This is a genomic window from Klebsiella sp. H-Nf2 (assembly GCF_002806645.1).
In the GTDB taxonomy this organism is placed as follows: Bacteria; Pseudomonadota; Gammaproteobacteria; order Enterobacterales; family Enterobacteriaceae; genus Klebsiella; species Klebsiella variicola.
This window is the reverse complement of the sequence record NZ_PIBL01000001.1, coordinates 584191-601559: the sequence shown is the minus strand read 5'-3', so window position 1 is coordinate 601559 and position 17369 is coordinate 584191. Positions and strand designations below refer to the sequence as shown.

Here is a 17369-nt window from a genome sequence, read left to right as displayed (position 1 = left end):
CCAGCCCCGCCGGCCCTGGCGCTTACTGGCTGACGGTTTTCACCGGATGGTCAGGTTTCTTATCGTTACCGGGGATCCACGGACTCCACGGCTGCGCGCGGACGGGTTTATCGGTTTGCCAGACCACGTTGAACTGACCGTTACCTTCAATTTCACCGATCATCACCGGCTTATGCAGATGATGGTTGGTGGCATCCATGGTCAGGGTAAAACCGGACGGCGCGTTGAAGGTCTGCCCGGCCATCGCCTCGCGCACTTTGTCGACATCGGTGGTGCCCGCTTTGGTCACCGCCTGCGCCCACATATGCAGACCCACCCAGGTCGCTTCCATCGGATCGTTGGTCACCACCGTATCGGCATTCGGCAGCTTGTGCGCTTTGGCGTACGCGCGATAGTCGGCGACAAAGGCTTTGTTGGTCGGATTATCGACGGACTCAAAGTAGTTCCATGCCGCGAGGTTGCCGACCAGCGGTTTGGTATCGATGCCGCGCAGCTCTTCTTCCCCTACCGAGAAGGCCACCACCGGCACATCGGTCGCTTTCAGACCCTGGTTAGCCAGCTCTTTGTAGAACGGCACGTTGGAATCGCCATTGATGGTGGAGACCACTGCCGTTTTGCCACCGGCGGAGAATTTTTTGATATTGGCGACGATGGTCTGGTAATCGCTGTAGCCGAACGGGGTGTAGACCTCCTCGATATCTTTGTCCTGGATCCCTTTGGCATGCAGGAAGGCGCGGAGGATCTTGTTGGTGGTGCGCGGATAGACGTAGTCCGTCCCCAGCAGGAAGAAACGTTTGGCGCCGCCGCCATCCTCACTTAGCAGGTATTCCACCGCCGGGATAGCCTGCTGGTTAGGCGCCGCGCCGGTATAGAAGACGTTGGGGGACATCTCTTCCCCTTCATACTGCACCGGGTAGAACAGCAGGCCGTTCAGCTCCTCAAACACCGGCAGCACCGATTTACGTGAGACCGATGTCCAGCAGCCAAACACCACCGCCACTTTATCCTGGGCCAGCAGCTGGCGCGCCTTCTCGGCAAACAGCGGCCAGTTGGAGGCCGGGTCGACCACCACCGGCTCCAGTTTCTTGCCCAGTACCCCGCCTTTGGCGTTGATGTCGTCGATGGCCATCAGCGCGACGTCCTTCAGCGGCGTTTCGGAAATCGCCATCGTCCCGGAGAGCGAATGCATGATCCCGACTTTGATGGTGTCGGCGGCGTAGGCCTGGAATGAGAGGCCCATAGCCATAACAGAGGCGGAGAGTGCAAAAGCTTTTAATAACGTTCTACGTTGCATGATTCACTCCTGAGTAGCGCAAAAATAAAGAATTAACAGCTAACCAGAGGTGATAAGGCAAAAACGGTGCCAGGTTGTGAAAGCAGCAGGATGCGGGACAGGTGGGCGGCGGAGACGGTGGGGACGGCAGCGTTGCCTCATCACGGTGCAACGCTGCGCTATGAAAGTCATTACCAGACGTCGGCGGCGATCGACGTCACCAGACGGACTTTTTGCCACTGCTGGTCTTCGCTGAGGGCATTGCCCTCTTCAGTGGAGGCGAAACCGCACTGCGGGCTCAGGCAGATCTGCTCGAGCGGCACGTACTGCGCCGCCTCGGTGAGACGCGCTTTTACCCCCTGCGGATTTTCCAGCTCGCCATTTTTGGTGGTGATCAGCCCGAGGACCACCTGCTGATGGCCGGGACGAATAAAGCGCAGCGGCGCGAAATCCCCGGAGCGGTCGTTGTCGTACTCAAGGAAGAAGGCATCGACATTAACGCCGCCAAACAGCACCTCGGCAACCGGCTCGTAACCGCCTTCCGAGATCCAGGTTGAACGGAAGTTACCCCGACAGACGTGCAGGCCCACCGTCAGATCGGCCGGCTTACCTTCCAGCGCCTGGTTCAGCACCCGGGCATAAATGCGCGCCAGCGCATCCGGATCGTCGCCGCGCTCGCGTACCTGCTGACGCTGGGCATCGGAGCACAGGTAGGCCCACACGGTATCGTCCAGCTGCAGATAGCGGCAGCCGGCGTCATAAAACGCGCGGATCGCGTCGCGCCAGGTGGTGGCGAGATCGTCGAAGTAGTCGCTAAGATCCGGGTAAACGGTGGCATCAATATCTTTCCGCCCGCCGCGGAAGTGCAGCACGCTCGGGCTGGGAATGGTCATCTTCGGCTGCGCGTCGCCGCTGATGCTTTTCAGATAGCGGAAGTCCTCCAGCATCGGGTGGTCGCCAAACGCCAGCTTGCCGGTGACGCGAACGCCGTGCGCTTTGGTCTGCACGCCGTTAAACTGGATCCCCTGCTCGGCATCGTAACGTTCAACGCCCTGCAGGCCATCGAAGAAATCGAAATGCCACCATGCGCGCCGAAACTCACCGTCGGTGACCACATGCAGGCCGCAGTCGCATTGCTGCTGAACCAGATGACGGATCGCGTTATTCTCAATTTCGCGTAGCTGACCGGCGTCGATAATCCCCTCAGCCAGCTGCTGACGCGCCTGTTTAATGCTGTCCGGGCGCAAAAAACTGCCGACGATGTCTGCGCGGAACGGGGCCTGTTGACGTTGCATGCTGTCTCCTTAGCGGTGGGCGCGTTAGTTGCCCACCGTGATAGTTCATTATTTGAATTTTTAGACTTCTGGATGGCTATATGTCCAGATACTGGCATGCAGGTTGGCGGGTCGCAAACGAGAATATTTCATGGTACATGAAAATAATTCATTCAGCGTCGGCGAACGCAAATCCTTCATCCTCCCAGCCGGTGAGCCCGCCGAGCATCATTTTCACCGGCCGTCCCAGCTCGGCCAGCTTCAGCGCGGCCATATCGGCGCCGTTGCAGTGCGGCCCGGCGCAGTAGACCACAAAGAGGGTCTCCGCCGGCCAGGCGGCCATTCGCTCGGCGGTGATCTGGCTGTGCGGGAGATGCTGCGCGCCTGGTAAGTGACGTCTGGCGAAGGCTTCCTCGCTGCCGACCACGTGCAGCAGGACAAAGTCGACCTCGCCGGCACGCTGGGCGCTGTGCACATCGGCGCAGTCGGTCTCAAGATGCAACTTATGGCGGAACCAGCGGATAGCCTCAGCGGAAGCGGCGGGGGTAAATTGGGTTACTACACTCATGGCGTCTTCTCCTTGTCTGTGATAACACTACTTTACTGACGCCTCTCACCCTGATCTGCCGGCAACCATGACAGAAAACGCTAACATCCTGACAACCCCTTCGGTGACACCGTCACGTCATCAGGTGATCGCCCTCGCCTACGATGGACTCTGCACCTTTGAGTTTGGCGTAGCCGTGGAGATCTTCGGCCTGCCGCGCCCGGAAATGGGCGACAACTGGTACCAGTTCGCGGTCGCCGCCGTCGATGAAGGTCCGCTGCGCGCCACCGGCGGCATCCGCCTGATGGCTGACGGCGGCTCAGAACTTCTCGCCCAGGCGGAGACCATCGTGGTCCCCGGCTGGCGCGGTGTCGACGCCCCGGTCCCGGAGGCGCTGTGCGCCGCCCTCGTTGCCGCCCACGCCCGCGGATGCCGGATTATTTCCATCTGTTCCGGGGTGTTCGTTCTCGCCGCCGCCGGGCTGCTCAATGGCCGGCAGGCGACCACCCACTGGCGCTACACCGCGGCGCTGCAGTCGCGTTTCCCGCAGATCCAGGTGGTGGAAGATGTGCTTTACGTGGGCGATGATTTGCTGATGACGTCCGCGGGCAGCGCGGCGGGGATCGACCTTTGTCTGCACCTGGTGCGCGAGGATTTCGGCAGCGAAGCAGCCAACGTCGTCGCCCGCCGCCTGGTGGTCTCTCCCCATCGCGATGGCGGTCAGGCGCAGCAGGTCCTGCGCCCGGTTGCCCGCAGCCGGGAGAGCCAGCGCCTTGGGCAGCTGTTTGACTATCTGCACCAGCATCTTGCCGCCAGCCATACCGTCGCTTCCCTCGCCCAGCGCGCCGGCATGGGACCACGCACTTTCTTGCGCCGCTTTGAGGAGGCCACCGGTAAAACGCCCGCCCGCTGGCTACTGGACGAGCGGCTGCTGCGCGCCCGCCAGCACCTGACGGAGAGCACGATGTCCATCGATCAGATCGCTGAGCGCTGCGGGTTTGCCAGCGCCGGCACCCTGCGCCACCATTTTCGCCAGCAGTTTGCGCTAAGCCCGCTGCAGTACCGGAAACAGTTTGCTACTTCTCCGATTGCAAAATCGTCGCGGCAACGGACAATAGACAGCAACAGTAAACGGGTCGCCAGGAGGGTCGATGATGAAGAAAGAGTGTCGGGTAGTGATCTATAAAGAGGGGCTGCTGGGCAGCCTGTTTTTTGGCGAAGCCAAGGCTGACCCTGACAAAATGAGCCAGTTTCTCAGCAGCTATACCCGTGAAGGATGGGAAGTGAAAACCATGTCGGTGGAGCGCCGCCGCACCGCTTTGTTCTGGTCGCGGGAAGCGTATCTTTTCGTGCTCGAACGCCCCCTCTGACAGCCTGCGCCTGGTTTACACGTTTAAGCCAGGCGTTTCTAAGCGCCTGCTTTCAGGGCTGACGGATATAACCCTGCTCCTGCATGTTGTGCATGCCCTCCTCGCTGGCGCAGACCATGCCAGTGGTCAGCATGGCAAAACCAAAGCGCTGATAAAATGTAATTTTATCGGCGACCGCATAGATAAAAATTTTGCCAAAGGGAAGCAACTGCTCCCGGATGGCCAGCATCAACTGTTGTCCGTAACCCTGCCCCTGACGGGCGGGGACGATCGCCACATCCGACAGATAGCTGCTCCAGGTACAGTCGCTGATAGCTCGCGCCACGGCAATCAGTTGACCGTTCTCATAGCCAAACCAGCAGAAGGTGCTCTGGCGGAACGCCTGCTCCAGTTGCTGAACATCGCGCTCATTCAATCCGGCCTCGGCGATAATGGTTCGCACCCGCTGCCAGTCCACCCGCGCGATCGCCTCTTTACCCTCTATCACCATCATAACCTTGCCTCCCGTCGTCTCGCGGATGGATCCCCGGAAGCAAGATCTAGCATGCCGCGGCAGGATATGCCAGGCGGAAAGGCGAACGGAAGAAAACGATAGAGGCTGGCGACGGCAAAAAAAAACCGCCATATGACTGGCGGTAAATCAATGCTTGCATGGATAGATTGTGTTTTGCATTTTCCGCAGACAGATAATCCTGACCTCTCTACGTTTGATGCCGAGGATAACAGAGTCAACCTCAATAAAGCCTCAACGGCCTGCGCTAAAGTTTTTCCACCAGCGCTTTCAGCTGCGCGAGGGTCTGCTGCTGGTCCTCCGCGACGGCGGCAGGCCAGGCCGACTGGCGCACGATAAGCCGGGTCGGCAGCAGCTCGCGGATCCGCAGCTGCGGTGCCGCCATCAGGGCGATCAGCCGCTCCACCGCCCGCTTGCCCAGCAGATCGAAGTCCTGCGCCACCGTAGTGAGCGGCGGCTGGAAATAGAGGCTGTCGGCAGTGTCGTCATAGCCGGTCACCGATACCGCCCGGCTACCGCTGCGATTAAGCTGTGCCAGCGCGCTGAGCACGCCGAGCGCCATTTGATCGTTCGCCACCACAATGGCGCTGATCCGCGGCTGCAGATGCAGTAGCTCGAACGTTTTTTGCCAGCCGCTGGCGGCGCTCCAGTCGCCGAACACCGTTGTTGAGCGAGCGATATTCAGACTGTGCAGCGCCTCGCGCCAGCTGGCGAGGCGCAGACGGGCGGAAACCGAACTTTCCGGGCCCGCCAGCAGGCCGAATTCGAGATGCCCCAGCTCCCACAGGTGGCGCACGCAGGCTCCGCAGCCGTCGCGGTGGTCGAAGCGCACGCAGCAGACATCGGCCTCCGGAGAGACATCAAGAAACAGGCAGGCCATATCCGGGTTCTCTTGCACCAGCCGCTCGGCGGTGGCGCTCTCCAGGGGCAGACTGACGATCACCCCGCGAATATGCTGAGCGCGCAGCTCATCCAGCCGCGCCTGTAGCGCGACAAAATCGGCCTGCGCCGGCATCGCTATCGCCACTTCCAGCTGATGCAGGCTGGCATGGCTTTTTATCGCGGCGGCGATCTGCGAGGGGGCATGCAGCGTCAGCGAGGCGGTAATTAGCCCGATGGAGGGCGCCGCCTTGCCGGCAAGCAGTTGCGCCGAGCGGTTAGGCACGTAGTGCAGCGTCTGCATCGCGCGGATCACCTGTTCCCGGGTGCGGGCTGACACCACCTCAGGACGGTTCAGCACCCGGGAGACCGTCTGTTGGGAGACCCCCGCCGCGCGGGCGACATCCTCCAGGGTTGCGGTACGACGCGGCATATTTTCTCCTCAGCGATAACAATGTCGTGCGCTAACATTTTATGTTTAACGCGCGACAAAAAACAGCGTTTTGCCCCCGCTTTCGTGATCGTCTGTTCATTTCATTTTCAGCGTGATTGCTGGAAAAAACAAATTACCCGATAACGTTAATCATCCTGTTTAGCGAACGACATTTTCTGACTTACCGGGGATTAAAATACAAATTTGCGATACCGGCCACAGCCACACGCCCGACTTTCACGCCGTCCTCGCCCGTGAAGACTGGCAGAACCAAACCATTACCCACCTTAACCGCCTGCCGGCGCATCCCGCTTTCGCCAGCTGGCGCGATGAGCTTGCCGCCCGGGATAACCATCCCTCCACACGCCGCCGTCAGCTGGACGGTGAGTGGCAGTTCGCTTACGCCCGCAGCCCGTTCGCCGTCGATGCGCAGTGGCTGACGCAGGATCTGCCGGACAGCCGCGGCACGCCAGTGCCCTCCAACTGGCAGATGGAGGGTTATGACGCGCCGATCTACACCAACGTCCGCTATCCCATCGATACCACGCCACCGCGGGTGCCGGAGGATAACCCGACCGGCTGTTATTCCCTGCACGTTGAGATCGAAGAAGCCTGGCGCGCGGATGGACAGACGCAGATTATTTTCGATGGCGTCAACTCGGCATTTCATCTGTGGTGCAATGGCGTCTGGGTCGGCTATTCACAGGACAGTCGCCTGCCGGCAGCGTTCGATCTCAGCCCCTTCCTGCGTCCAGGCGACAACCGCCTGTGCGTGATGGTCATGCGCTGGAGCGCCGGCAGCTGGCTGGAAGACCAGGATATGTGGCGAATGAGCGGCATTTTCCGCTCGGTGTGGCTGCTGAATAAGCCGCAGCAACGGCTATGCGACGTGCAGTTGACGCCAGCCCTCGACGCCCTCTACCGCGATGGCACTCTGCAGGTCCAGGCGACGATCGAAGCGACAGAGGCGGCGCTTGCCGGGCTCAGCGTCGGGGTTAGCCTGTGGCGCGGCGAGGAGCAGGTCGCCGCCGGGCGGCAGCCATTAGGCACCCCGGCGGTGGATGAACGCGGCCACTACGCGGAACGGGTCGATTTCTCCCTGGCGGTGGCGACGCCGGCGCACTGGAGCGCGGAAACTCCGAACTGTTATCGCGCCGTGGTCACCCTGTGGCGCGGCGACGAACTGCTGGAGGCCGAAGCATGGGACATCGGTTTTCGCCGCATCGAGATTGCCGATGGCCTGCTGCGTCTCAACGGCAAACCGCTGCTGATCCGCGGCGTTAACCGCCATGAGCATCATCATTTGCGCGGTCAGGTGGTCACCGAGGCGGATATGGTGCAGGACATTCTGTTGATGAAGCAGAACAACTTTAACGCCGTGCGTTGCTCTCACTACCCCAACGCGCCGCGCTGGTATGAACTCTGCAACCGCTACGGTCTGTACGTGGTCGATGAAGCCAATATTGAAACCCATGGGATGGTGCCGATGAATCGGCTGTCCGACGATCCGGCGTGGCTGCCAGCCTTCAGCGCCCGCATCACCCGGATGGTACAGAGCAACCGCAACCATCCGTGCATTATCATCTGGTCGCTGGGCAACGAGTCCGGCGGCGGCGGTAACCACGAAGCGCTGTACCACTGGCTGAAACGCAACGACCCGAGCCGTCCGGTGCAGTACGAGGGCGGCGGCGCGGATACCACCGCCACCGATATTATCTGTCCGATGTACGCCCGCGTCGAACGCGACCAGCCGATCCCGGCGGTACCCAAATGGGGGATCAAAAAATGGATCAGCCTGCCCGGCGAGCAGCGGCCGCTGATCCTTTGTGAATATGCCCACGCGATGGGCAACAGCCTCGGCAACTTCGCCGATTACTGGCAGGCCTTCCGCGAGTATCCGCGGTTGCAGGGCGGGTTTATCTGGGACTGGGCCGATCAGGCGATCCGCAAAATCTTTGACGACGGCAGCGTCGGCTGGGCCTATGGCGGCGACTTTGGCGATAAGCCTAACGATCGCCAGTTCTGTATGAACGGTCTGGTGTTTCCCGATCGCACGCCGCATCCGTCGCTGGTGGAGGCGAAGCACGCCCAGCAATATTTTCAGTTCACGCTGCTGTCGACCTCGCCGCTGCGGGTGCGCATCACCAGCGAATACCTGTTCCGTCCAACCGATAACGAAGTGGTGCGCTGGCAGGTGCAGTCGGCCGGTGAAACCCTGTATCACGGCAACCTGACCCTGGCGCTGCCCCCTGAGGGCAGCGACGAGATAACGCTGCTCGATAGCCTGATCCTGCCTGAAGGCGCCCGCGCGGTGTGGCTGACGCTGGAGGTGACCCAGCCCCGGGCGACCGCCTGGTCAGAAGCGGAACACCGCGTCGCCTGGCAACAGTTTCCCCTGCCCGCCCCGCTGGCGCTGCCGGCGCCCACGGTGTCTGCCGGCGCTCCGGATCTTATCGTCAGCGACGAGGTCTGGCAGATCCGCGCCGGTTCGCAATGCTGGACCATCGATCGCCGGACGGGTCTGCTGAGCCGCTGGTTGGTTGGCGGTCAGGAGCAGCTGTTGACCCCCCTGCGTGACCAGTTTATTCGCGCGCCGCTCGACAACGACATCGGGGTCAGCGAAGTAGAGCGCATCGACCCCAACGCCTGGGTGGAGCGCTGGAAAAGCGCCGGTCTGTACGATCTTGAGGCGCACTGCGTCCAGTGCGATGCGCAGCGCCTGGCAAATGAAACCCTCGTCGACTGCCGCTGGCACTATCTGCGCGGCGAAGAGGTAGTGATTGTCAGCCACTGGCGCATGCACTTCACCGCGGACGGTACGCTGCGGCTGGCGGTGGACGGCGAACGGGCAGAAACCCTACCGCCGCTGCCGCGGGTCGGGCTGCACTTCCAGGTGGCGGATCAGCAGGCGCCGGTGAGCTGGCTGGGGCTGGGGCCGCATGAGAACTACCCCGACCGGCGGAGCAGCGCCTGCTTCGCCCGCTGGGAGCTGCCGCTGGCGGCGATGACGACGCCCTACATCTTCCCGACGGAAAACGGCCTGCGCTGTGATACCCAGACGCTGGACTGGGGACGCTGGCACGTCAGCGGTCATTTCCACTTCTCCGTTCAGCCGTGGAGTACCCGTCAGTTGATAGAGACCGACCACTGGCACAAGATGCAGGCCGAAGACGGCGTGTGGATCACCCTCGACGGCCTGCATATGGGGGTGGGCGGCGATGACTCCTGGACCCCTAGCGTGCTACCGCAGTGGCTCCTGAGCCAAACGCGCTGGCAGTACGAGGTCTCATTGCGTTGCCTTTAATCCGTGGGGGCGACAGCCCCCACCCTACAAACAGAATAACAAGGGATCATGGTGATGAAATTCTCTGAACTGGCGCCACGAGAACGGCATAATTTTGTCTATTTCCTGCTGTTTTTTTTCTTTTACTATTTCATTATGTCGGCCTACTTTCCGTTTTTTCCGGTGTGGCTGGCGGACGTTAACCATTTAACCAAAACGGAAACCGGGATCGTTTTCTCGTCTATTTCGTTATTCGCCATTATTTTTCAGCCGGTGTTTGGCCTGATGTCGGATAAGCTCGGCCTGCGCAAACATCTGCTGTGGACTATTACGGTGCTGTTAATTCTTTTCGCACCGTTCTTTATTTTCGTTTTTTCACCGCTGCTGCAAATGAATATTATCGCCGGGGCGCTGGCGGGCGGGATCTATCTGGGGATTGTTTTCTCCAGCGGCTCCGGGGCGGTGGAAGCCTATATCGAACGCGTCAGCCGGGCCAACCGCTTTGAATATGGCAAAGTGCGGGTCGCAGGCTGCGTCGGCTGGGCGCTGTGCGCCTCGATAACCGGCGTGCTGTTCGGCATCGATCCCAACATCACCTTCTGGATCGCCTCCGGTTTTGCGCTGGTGCTCGGTCTGCTGCTCTGGTTGTCGCGACCGGAAAGCAGCAACAGCGCCGAGGTTATCGAGGCGCTGGGCGCCAATCGCCAGGCCTTTTCGCTGCGCACGGCGGCAGAGCTGCTGCGTATGCCGCGCTTCTGGGGCTTTATCGTCTATGTGATCGGCGTCGCCAGCGTCTATGACGTGTTTGACCAGCAGTTCGCCAACTTTTTCAAAAGCTTTTTCGCCAGCCCGCAGCGCGGGACCGAAGTGTTTGGCTTTGTTACCACCGGCGGCGAGCTGCTCAACGCGCTAATTATGTTCTGCGCCCCGGCCATCGTTAACCGCATCGGCGCCAAAAACGCCCTGCTGACCGCAGGGATGATCATGTCGGTGCGTATTCTCGGGTCGTCTTTTGCCTCATCGGCGGTGGAGGTGGTGATCCTCAAGATGCTGCATATGTTTGAGATCCCCTTCCTGCTGGTTGGGACCTTTAAATATATCTCTTCCGCCTTTAACCCGCGGCTCTCGGCCACCCTGTTTCTGATCGGCTTTAACCTGTCGAAACAGCTTTCCGGGGTGGTGCTTTCCGCCTGGGTCGGCCGGATGTACGACACCGTCGGCTTCCATCAGGCCTATCTGATCCTCGGGTGTATCACCCTGAGCTTCACCCTGCTCTCGTTCTTTACCTTACGGGGCGGGAAAAATCTGCTGCCTGCTGCGGGGACGCAGACCCCCGCCTGACTCCGGCGCCCCCGTCAGGGACGACGGGACTCACTCGACAATCCGCGTCTCCCCGCCGCGGTTCTCCAGGGCATAGCGCTGACAAGGCGCTCCGGTGGCAATCAGCTCCGCCAGCTCTGCCGAGTGGCTGGTCAGCCAGATCTGGCTGTAGCGCGAGGCCTCGATAATCAGCCGGGCCAGCGCGGGCAACATGTCGCGATGCAGACTGTTCTCCGGTTCATTGATCGCCAGAAAGGCCGGCGGGCGTGGGCTGAGCAGCGCAACGGCGAGGCACAGAAAGCGCAGCGTACCGTCAGACATCTCCGCCGCCAGCAGCGGGCGGCGGATCCCCTCGCGACGCATTTTCAGGGCGAAACGTGACTGCTCGTTTTCACAGTAAAACTGGCAGCCAGGAAAGGCGTCGGCGAGGATCTCGTGCAAAATCTCTTCCGCGCCAATTTCGACAATGGTCTGAAAGGCGGCCGCCAGATTATGGCCGTCGCTGTTGAGCACTGGCGAACGGTACCCCACGGCCGGCTGACGCAACGGCGAATGGCGGCCGATAGCGAATTCATGATAAAACCGCCAGCGGCGCAGGGTCTCCCGCACCCGCGACACTTCGGGAAAACGATGCGGTTCGCCGAGCTGACCGAACACCGACTCGTTTTCATAGATGCTCTCAGTGAACGTACTTTTCTCCCCCGTCACATCGACGAGAAACGCCGCCTGATTCTTACGCTGCAGTACGCGGGAGGAAGGCCGGCGGGAGTAGCCGGCCAGCCAGATGTTCTCTTCTTTAACGATGGGATCGAGCATGAACTGCGTCGGATAGGGCAATTTTTCCGGGAAGCCTATCTGCAGCTCATAATCGAAGCTGTCGGTCCGGCAGGCGATTTGCAGACGGCGGGGATGACGATCAACGGGCGAACGCTCCCCGGACCACATCATATTCTCCAGGCCGCCCTCTTCGCTGATAAACCCCGACAGCTTGCCGTCAGCGGCGGCGGTCAGCAGGTGGATGGCGTTATAAATATTGGATTTGCCGCAGCCGTTGGGGCCGAAGACAATGTTCAGCGGCCCGAGCTCCAGCGCGATATCCCTGACCGAGCGAAAGTTTTGAATACGGATGTACTGAATCATCATAGGTCCTGCCCTGGAAATAGAAGGCTGCCACAGTAGCATAGCGGCGCCAGGGTTACCTTCTCATGCTCCCTTTTCGGGCATGGCTTAACAGAACATTTTTTTCATTCCACGGGTCAACGCCACCCGCGTCAGCTTGTCGCTATCCTGATGGGCTTCACTGAAGACGCCAAAATAATAGCGTTCATCGTCAATGGTTTGACTGACAATACGATAGCTCAGCGGTTGCCCGGATGGGGCACCGTACTGCGCAGGCGTCACCGAGACCTCGGTCGCGTCATCGGCGACGCTGACCAACAGCCCGTCGGCCTTACCTCCCACCAGCATGACCTTAATTATCGGGTGCACCAGTTCCTCCCGGGATGGCGTATATCATTGGCGAACCGCGGAGACCGGCGGGCGTTATCGTCAGCAAGCGGCGCCAGCCAGAGTGCGGTATTACGTACTTTCTTATAGTTCATCGCGGCCTTGAGTCAAAAAATAGCGTGCTGAGGCTGGGCTAAATATTGATTATTCGAAATAAAAGATGACAAATGATGAAGGAAAAAAGAGGAATTGTGAATCAGCAAAACGCCGGGTTATTCTTATTTGTCGCTCCTTTGCTCGCCTTTATCGGCCCTCACTCAAGGAAGTATTGCGGTTATGCGTTATGTTCGCCTGTGTGTTATCTCCCTGTTAGCCACCCTGCCACTGGCGGTAGACGCCGGTCCACAGCCGCTTGAGCAGATTAAACAAAGCGAAAGCCAGCTGTCGGGCCGCGTGGGGATGGTGGAAATGGATCTGGCCAGCGGCCGCACGCTGGCCGCCTGGCGCGCCGATGAACGCTTTCCCATGGTGAGCACCTTTAAAGTGCTGCTGTGCGGCGCGGTGCTGGCGCGGGTGGATGCCGGGGTCGAACAACTGGATCGGCGGATCCACTACCGCCAGCAGGATCTGGTGGACTACTCCCCGGTCAGCGAAAAACACCTTGTCGACGGGATGACGATCGGCGAACTCTGCGCCGCCGCCATCACCCTGAGCGATAACAGCGCCGGCAATCTGCTGCTGGCCACCATCGGCGGCCCCGCGGGATTGACCGCCTTTCTGCGCCAAATCGGTGACAACGTCACCCGCCTTGACCGCTGGGAAACGGCACTGAATGAGGCGCTTCCCGGCGACATGCGCGACACCACTACCCCGGCCAGCATGGCCGCCACGCTGCGTAAACTACTGACCGCGCAGCATCTGAGCGCCCGTTCACAGCACCAGCTCCTGCAGTGGATGGTGGACGATCGGGTTGCCGGCCCGCTGATCCGCGCCGTGCTGCCGGCGGGCTGGTTTATCGCCGACAAGACCGGGGCTGGCGAACGGGGTGCGCGCGGCATTGTCGCCCTGCTCGGCCCGGACGGCAAAGCGGAGCGCATTGTGGTAATCTATCTGCGGGATACCCCGGCGAGTATGGCCGAGCGTAATCAACATATCGCCGGGATCGGCGCAGCGCTGATAGAGCACTGGCAACGCTAACCCGGCGGTAGGCACGCGTTATCCGGCCCTCAGCACCTCGCAGGCGTGCCGGGCGATATGACTGGCGGCGGCATCGGACAGATTCCGGTCAGTAATGATGGTGGTGAACCGGGTCAAGGGTAACGCCATAAACGTGGCCACCTGATTGTATTTCGAACTGTCGCACAGCAGGATGCTTCTTGCGCTGACCTGGCTGACGGTCTCCTTGACGGTAACCTTGTTCTCATCAGGGGTGAAAATACCGCGACTGTCCCAGCCGCTGGCGGAGATGAAGGCCGTATCGATAGCCAGGTGGCGTAACGTTCGCGCCGCCGATTCGCCCACGCAGGAGCGGTTCTCCCGGCACAGGGTACCACCGGTGTGGATCACGCCGCACTGGCTGGCATCGATCAACAGTTGGGTTATCTCAAAATCATTGGTGACCACCTGCAGATCATCCCGGTCGAGGATCGCCCGCGCCAGCGCCAGGGTGGTGGTCCCGGCATCCAGATAGATACAGCTGTTTTTGGCGATGTGACTCGCCGCCAGTGCGCCAATCGCCTGTTTCTCCTCACTCTGCAGGGTACTTTTCACCAGATGACTGGGTTCTGTGGCCAGCCGGCTGACGGCGCGAACGCCGCCCGAGACGCTGACCAGCAGCCCCTGTTCCTCCAGTTTACTGACGTCCCGACGGATGGTCATATGGGACACGCCGAGGATCTCCGTCAGCTCATTGATGCTTACCGCCCCACGCTGCTCCACCAGGGCTAAAATACGCTGATGTCGTTCTATTGGAATCACCGCTCTCCCCTTACCATTTTTTCACACCAGGCATCACCACTCGGGCTGCGGACCTGGCGACACGCTGTGTTGTTATCGCGCTTTGCCGCTGTTTTTACGCTATTTTAGGGCAAGAATCGCCGTTGTGCAGCCTCTTTCCGCCTGTGAATTTTTTATATTCATGTAGGTTATTCGTGATAGCTCTCACATAACTTCACATGATAACGCTTTATTCTATCATTAAATCACATTAATTAACTAATATTCACAAGGAGACCATCATGGCTGCACACACTAACGTCTGCGTGATTGGACTGGGTTCAATGGGCATGGGCGCCGCCCGCGCCTGCCTGCAGGCGGGCCTGAACACCTGGGGCGTTGACATCAACCCCGACAACTGTCGCGCACTGCTGGAGGCGGGCGCCAAAGGCGCGGGACCCAGCGCGGTGCCTTTCGCCGCTGAACTGGATGCGGTCGTGCTGTTGGTGGTCAATGCCGCCCAGGTGCGGGGGATCCTGTTCGGCGAAACCGGCCTCGCCGCCCATCTGAAGCCGGGCACCGTCGTGATGGTGTCGTCCACCATCGCCTCCGCCGATGCCCAGGCGATGGCCGCGGCGCTGGCAGAATACCAGCTATTGATGCTTGACGCGCCGGTATCGGGCGGCGCAGTGAAAGCGGCCGCTGGCGACATGACGGTGATGGCCTCCGGGAGCGATGCCGCCTTTGCCCGCCTCGCGCCGGTGCTGGACGCTGTGGCCGGCAAAGTCTACCGCATCGGGAGCGACATTGGCCTTGGCTCGACGGTAAAGATTATTCATCAGCTGCTGGCCGGGGTGCATATCGCCGTTGCCGCCGAAGCGATGGCGCTGGCCGCCCGCGCCGGGATCCCGCTGGAGACGATGTACGACGTGGTGACACACGCGGCGGGTAATTCCTGGATGTTTGAGAATCGCATGCAGCACGTGCTGGATGGCGATTACTCGCCAAAATCCGCCGTCGATATTTTTGTCAAAGATCTCGGTCTGGTGAATGACACCGCCCGGGCGCTGACCTTCCCGCTGCCGCTCGCTACCACCGCGCTAAATATGTTCACCTCCGCCAGCAATGCCGGATTCGGCCGGGAAGATGACAGCGCGGTGATCAAGATTTTCAACGGCATCACTCTGCCGGGCCACAAACAGTGAGGAGAGATAACATGCAGCTTGGTGTCATTGCCGATGACTTCACCGGCGCCACGGATATCGCCAGCTTTCTCGTGCGCAACGGCATGCCGACGGTGCAACTGAATGGCGTGCCGACCCGCGATCTTCCGCTGACCAGCGAGGCGGTGGTCATCAGCCTGAAAACCCGCTCCTGCCCGGCGGAAAGCGCCGTCAGCCAGTCACTGGCCGCGCTGCGCTGGCTGCAGGCCCAGGGCTGTCAGCAATTCTACTTCAAGTACTGTTCCACGTTCGACAGCACCGCGCAGGGCAACATTGGCCCGGTGCTGGATGCCCTGCTGGCCGAGCTGGGCGAGACGCGGACGGTGATTTCCCCGGCGCTGCCGGTGAACGGCCGCACGGTCTATCAGGGGTATCTGTTTGTCGGCGAGCAACTGCTGAATGAGTCCGGGATGCGCCACCATCCGGTGACGCCGATGGAGGATGCGCACCTGGGCCGCTTAATTGAGCGCCAGGGGCGCGGAAAAGCCGCGCTGATTGCCTGGCCGATTGTCGACCGGGGACCGGAGGCGGTCGCCGCCGCGCTGGCGACAATCAGCGATCCGGCGGTGCGCTATGTGGTGCTCGACGCCCTCAGTGAACAGGATTTGCTCACCCAGGGCGCAGCGCTGCGAGAGATGAAGCTGGTCTCCGGCGGTTCCGGTCTCGCCATCGGCCTCGCCCGCGACTGGGCGCAACGTCATGGCGCCCGGGGTGAAAGCGCTCAGGCGGGCATGCCGCTGGCCGGCCCGGCGGTGGTGCTCTCGGGCTCCTGCTCGGTGATGACCAACAGCCAGGTGGCGGCCTATCGTGAACAGGCCCCCGCCCGCGCCGTCGACTTAAGCGCCTGCTTTACCGATCTGGAGAGCTATGTCGCGACGCTGACAGACTGGGTGGACGCGCAGCGCGATGCCCCGCTGGCGCCGATGATCTATGCCACCACCGAGCCGCAAACGCTGCAGCGGATCCAGGCGCAGTATGGCGACAAGGCCAGCAGCGAACGGGTGGAACAGCTGTTTGCCGCCCTTGCCGCCGCCCTGAAGGCGAAAGGATTTACCCGGTTTATTGTGGCCGGAGGCGAAACATCAAGCATTGTGGCGCAGACGCTGGGGGTCGAGGCGTTCCATATTGGGCCGACCATCTCCCCCGGCGTGCCGTGGGTGCGTGACACCCGCCAGCCGCTCTCCCTGGCGCTGAAGTCAGGTAACTTCGGCGATATTCACTTCTTTGCCCGTGCCCAGCAGGAGTTTCGTCATGACTGAGCAACAGCTGCGAGATGAAATGGTGCAGATTGGCGCCTCGTTGTTTAGCCGCGGCTATGCCACTGGCTCCGCCGGCAATCTGTCGCTGCTGCTGCCGGACGGCAACCTGCTGGCGACGCCGACCGGCTCCTGCCTCGGCGAACTGCAGGCACATCGGTTGTCGGTGGTGACGCTGCAAGGTGAATGGATCTCCGGCGACAAACCGTCGAAAGAGGTCACTTTTCACCGGGCGGTCTATTTGCACAACCCGGCCTGCAAGGCGATCGTCCACTTGCACAGCCACTATCTGACCGCGCTCTCCTGCCTGCAGGGGCTCGATCCGCACAACTGTATTCGTCCCTTTACCCCCTACGTGGTGATGCGTGTCGGCGACGTCCCGGTGGTTCCCTACTACCGACCGGGCGATGACCGTATTGCCCAGGCGCTGGCCGGGCTGGCGCCGCGCTATAACGCCTTTTTACTGGCCAACCACGGTCCGGTGGTCACCGGCTCATCGCTGCGTGAAGCCACCAACAATACCGAAGAGCTGGAAGAGACCGCGCGGCTGATATTTACCCTCGGCAACCGTGAGATCCGCTACCTGACCACTGACGAAGTGGATGAACTGAGATAAAAC

At 60.9% G+C, this 17369-nt stretch carries 16 protein-coding genes; 8 read left to right on the top strand and 8 right to left on the bottom strand.

All coding sequences use genetic code 11. The features are described 5' to 3' along the window. Window positions 1-22: 22 nt before the first annotated feature. The 3 genes from urtA to CWM58_RS02940 form a co-directional block, all read right to left on the bottom strand. Window positions 23-1294 carry an urea ABC transporter substrate-binding protein gene (gene urtA, locus CWM58_RS02950; protein WP_012968272.1) on the bottom strand — a complete coding sequence of 424 codons (1272 nt, stop codon included), beginning with the start codon at window positions 1292-1294 and terminating at the stop codon, window positions 23-25. A 170-nt stretch (window positions 1295-1464) separates the two neighbouring features. Continuing rightward, on the bottom strand, window positions 1465-2568 hold the full coding sequence (locus CWM58_RS02945) for a cobalamin-independent methionine synthase II family protein (protein ID WP_100680189.1): 1104 nt from the start codon (window positions 2566-2568) through the stop codon (window positions 1465-1467). A 148-nt stretch (window positions 2569-2716) separates the two neighbouring features. Beyond that, window positions 2717-3115, bottom strand: a complete 399-nt coding sequence (locus tag CWM58_RS02940) for a rhodanese-like domain-containing protein (protein ID WP_100680188.1) — start codon at window positions 3113-3115, stop codon at window positions 2717-2719. Window positions 3116-3182: 67 nt separating this feature from the next. Here CWM58_RS02940 and ftrA point away from each other — a divergent pair, with 67 nt between their 5' ends. Beyond that, on the top strand, window positions 3183-4280 hold the full coding sequence (gene ftrA, locus CWM58_RS02935) for a transcriptional regulator FtrA (RefSeq protein ID WP_100680187.1): 1098 nt from the start codon (window positions 3183-3185) through the stop codon (window positions 4278-4280). Further along, window positions 4249-4464 carry a DUF4177 domain-containing protein gene (locus tag CWM58_RS02930; protein WP_004205985.1) on the top strand — a complete coding sequence of 72 codons (216 nt, stop codon included), beginning with the start codon at window positions 4249-4251 and terminating at the stop codon, window positions 4462-4464. Before ftrA ends, CWM58_RS02930 begins: the two co-directional genes overlap by 32 nt. Window positions 4465-4516: 52 nt before the next feature. Here CWM58_RS02930 and CWM58_RS02925 read toward each other — a convergent pair whose 3' ends face one another. Continuing rightward, complete coding sequence (locus CWM58_RS02925; RefSeq protein WP_100680186.1) at window positions 4517-4957, bottom strand: GNAT family N-acetyltransferase; 441 nt, start codon at window positions 4955-4957, stop codon at window positions 4517-4519. 265 nt (window positions 4958-5222) lie between these two features. Then, the gene (locus tag CWM58_RS02915) at window positions 5223-6287 is read right to left on the bottom strand and encodes a LacI family DNA-binding transcriptional regulator (protein WP_100680184.1); all 1065 of its coding nucleotides are present in this window, start codon (window positions 6285-6287) and stop codon (window positions 5223-5225) included. Window positions 6288-6483: 196 nt separating this feature from the next. Here CWM58_RS02915 and CWM58_RS02910 point away from each other — a divergent pair, with 196 nt between their 5' ends. Both CWM58_RS02910 and CWM58_RS02905 read left to right on the top strand, forming a co-directional pair. Beyond that, a complete protein-coding gene (locus tag CWM58_RS02910; RefSeq protein WP_100680183.1) occupies window positions 6484-9591 on the top strand; it encodes a beta-galactosidase in 3108 nt (1035 codons plus the stop codon). A gap of 54 nt (window positions 9592-9645) precedes the next feature. Continuing rightward, the gene (locus tag CWM58_RS02905; RefSeq protein WP_008804978.1) at window positions 9646-10911 is read left to right on the top strand and encodes an MFS transporter; all 1266 of its coding nucleotides are present in this window, start codon (window positions 9646-9648) and stop codon (window positions 10909-10911) included. A gap of 30 nt (window positions 10912-10941) precedes the next feature. Here CWM58_RS02905 and CWM58_RS02900 read toward each other — a convergent pair whose 3' ends face one another. After that, a complete protein-coding gene (locus CWM58_RS02900; protein ID WP_100680182.1) occupies window positions 10942-12030 on the bottom strand; it encodes an AAA family ATPase in 1089 nt (362 codons plus the stop codon). A gap of 87 nt (window positions 12031-12117) precedes the next feature. Then, entirely contained in the window at window positions 12118-12378 is a 261-nt protein-coding gene (locus CWM58_RS02895) for a hypothetical protein (protein ID WP_008804980.1), read from the bottom strand. 294 nt (window positions 12379-12672) lie between these two features. Here CWM58_RS02895 and blaLEN point away from each other — a divergent pair, with 294 nt between their 5' ends. Then, window positions 12673-13533, top strand: a complete 861-nt coding sequence (blaLEN, locus tag CWM58_RS02890; protein ID WP_100680181.1) for an LEN family class A beta-lactamase — start codon at window positions 12673-12675, stop codon at window positions 13531-13533. Between the two features lie 18 nt (window positions 13534-13551). Here the strand turns inward: blaLEN and CWM58_RS02885 are convergent, their stop codons facing one another. After that, complete coding sequence (locus CWM58_RS02885; protein ID WP_074385925.1) at window positions 13552-14313, bottom strand: DeoR/GlpR family DNA-binding transcription regulator; 762 nt, start codon at window positions 14311-14313, stop codon at window positions 13552-13554. Between the two features lie 260 nt (window positions 14314-14573). Here CWM58_RS02885 and ltnD point away from each other — a divergent pair, with 260 nt between their 5' ends. From ltnD to CWM58_RS02870, 3 genes are read left to right on the top strand one after another with little or no spacing between them, the layout of a single operon-like run. After that, on the top strand, window positions 14574-15476 hold the full coding sequence (gene ltnD, locus CWM58_RS02880; RefSeq protein ID WP_100680180.1) for an L-threonate dehydrogenase: 903 nt from the start codon (window positions 14574-14576) through the stop codon (window positions 15474-15476). Between the two features lie 11 nt (window positions 15477-15487). Next, the gene (gene otnK, locus CWM58_RS02875) at window positions 15488-16753 is read left to right on the top strand and encodes a 3-oxo-tetronate kinase (RefSeq protein ID WP_100680179.1); all 1266 of its coding nucleotides are present in this window, start codon (window positions 15488-15490) and stop codon (window positions 16751-16753) included. Then, entirely contained in the window at window positions 16746-17366 is a 621-nt protein-coding gene (locus CWM58_RS02870) for an aldolase (RefSeq protein ID WP_100680178.1), read from the top strand. Before otnK ends, CWM58_RS02870 begins: the two co-directional genes overlap by 8 nt. The last annotated feature ends 3 nt before the right edge of the window (window positions 17367-17369 follow it).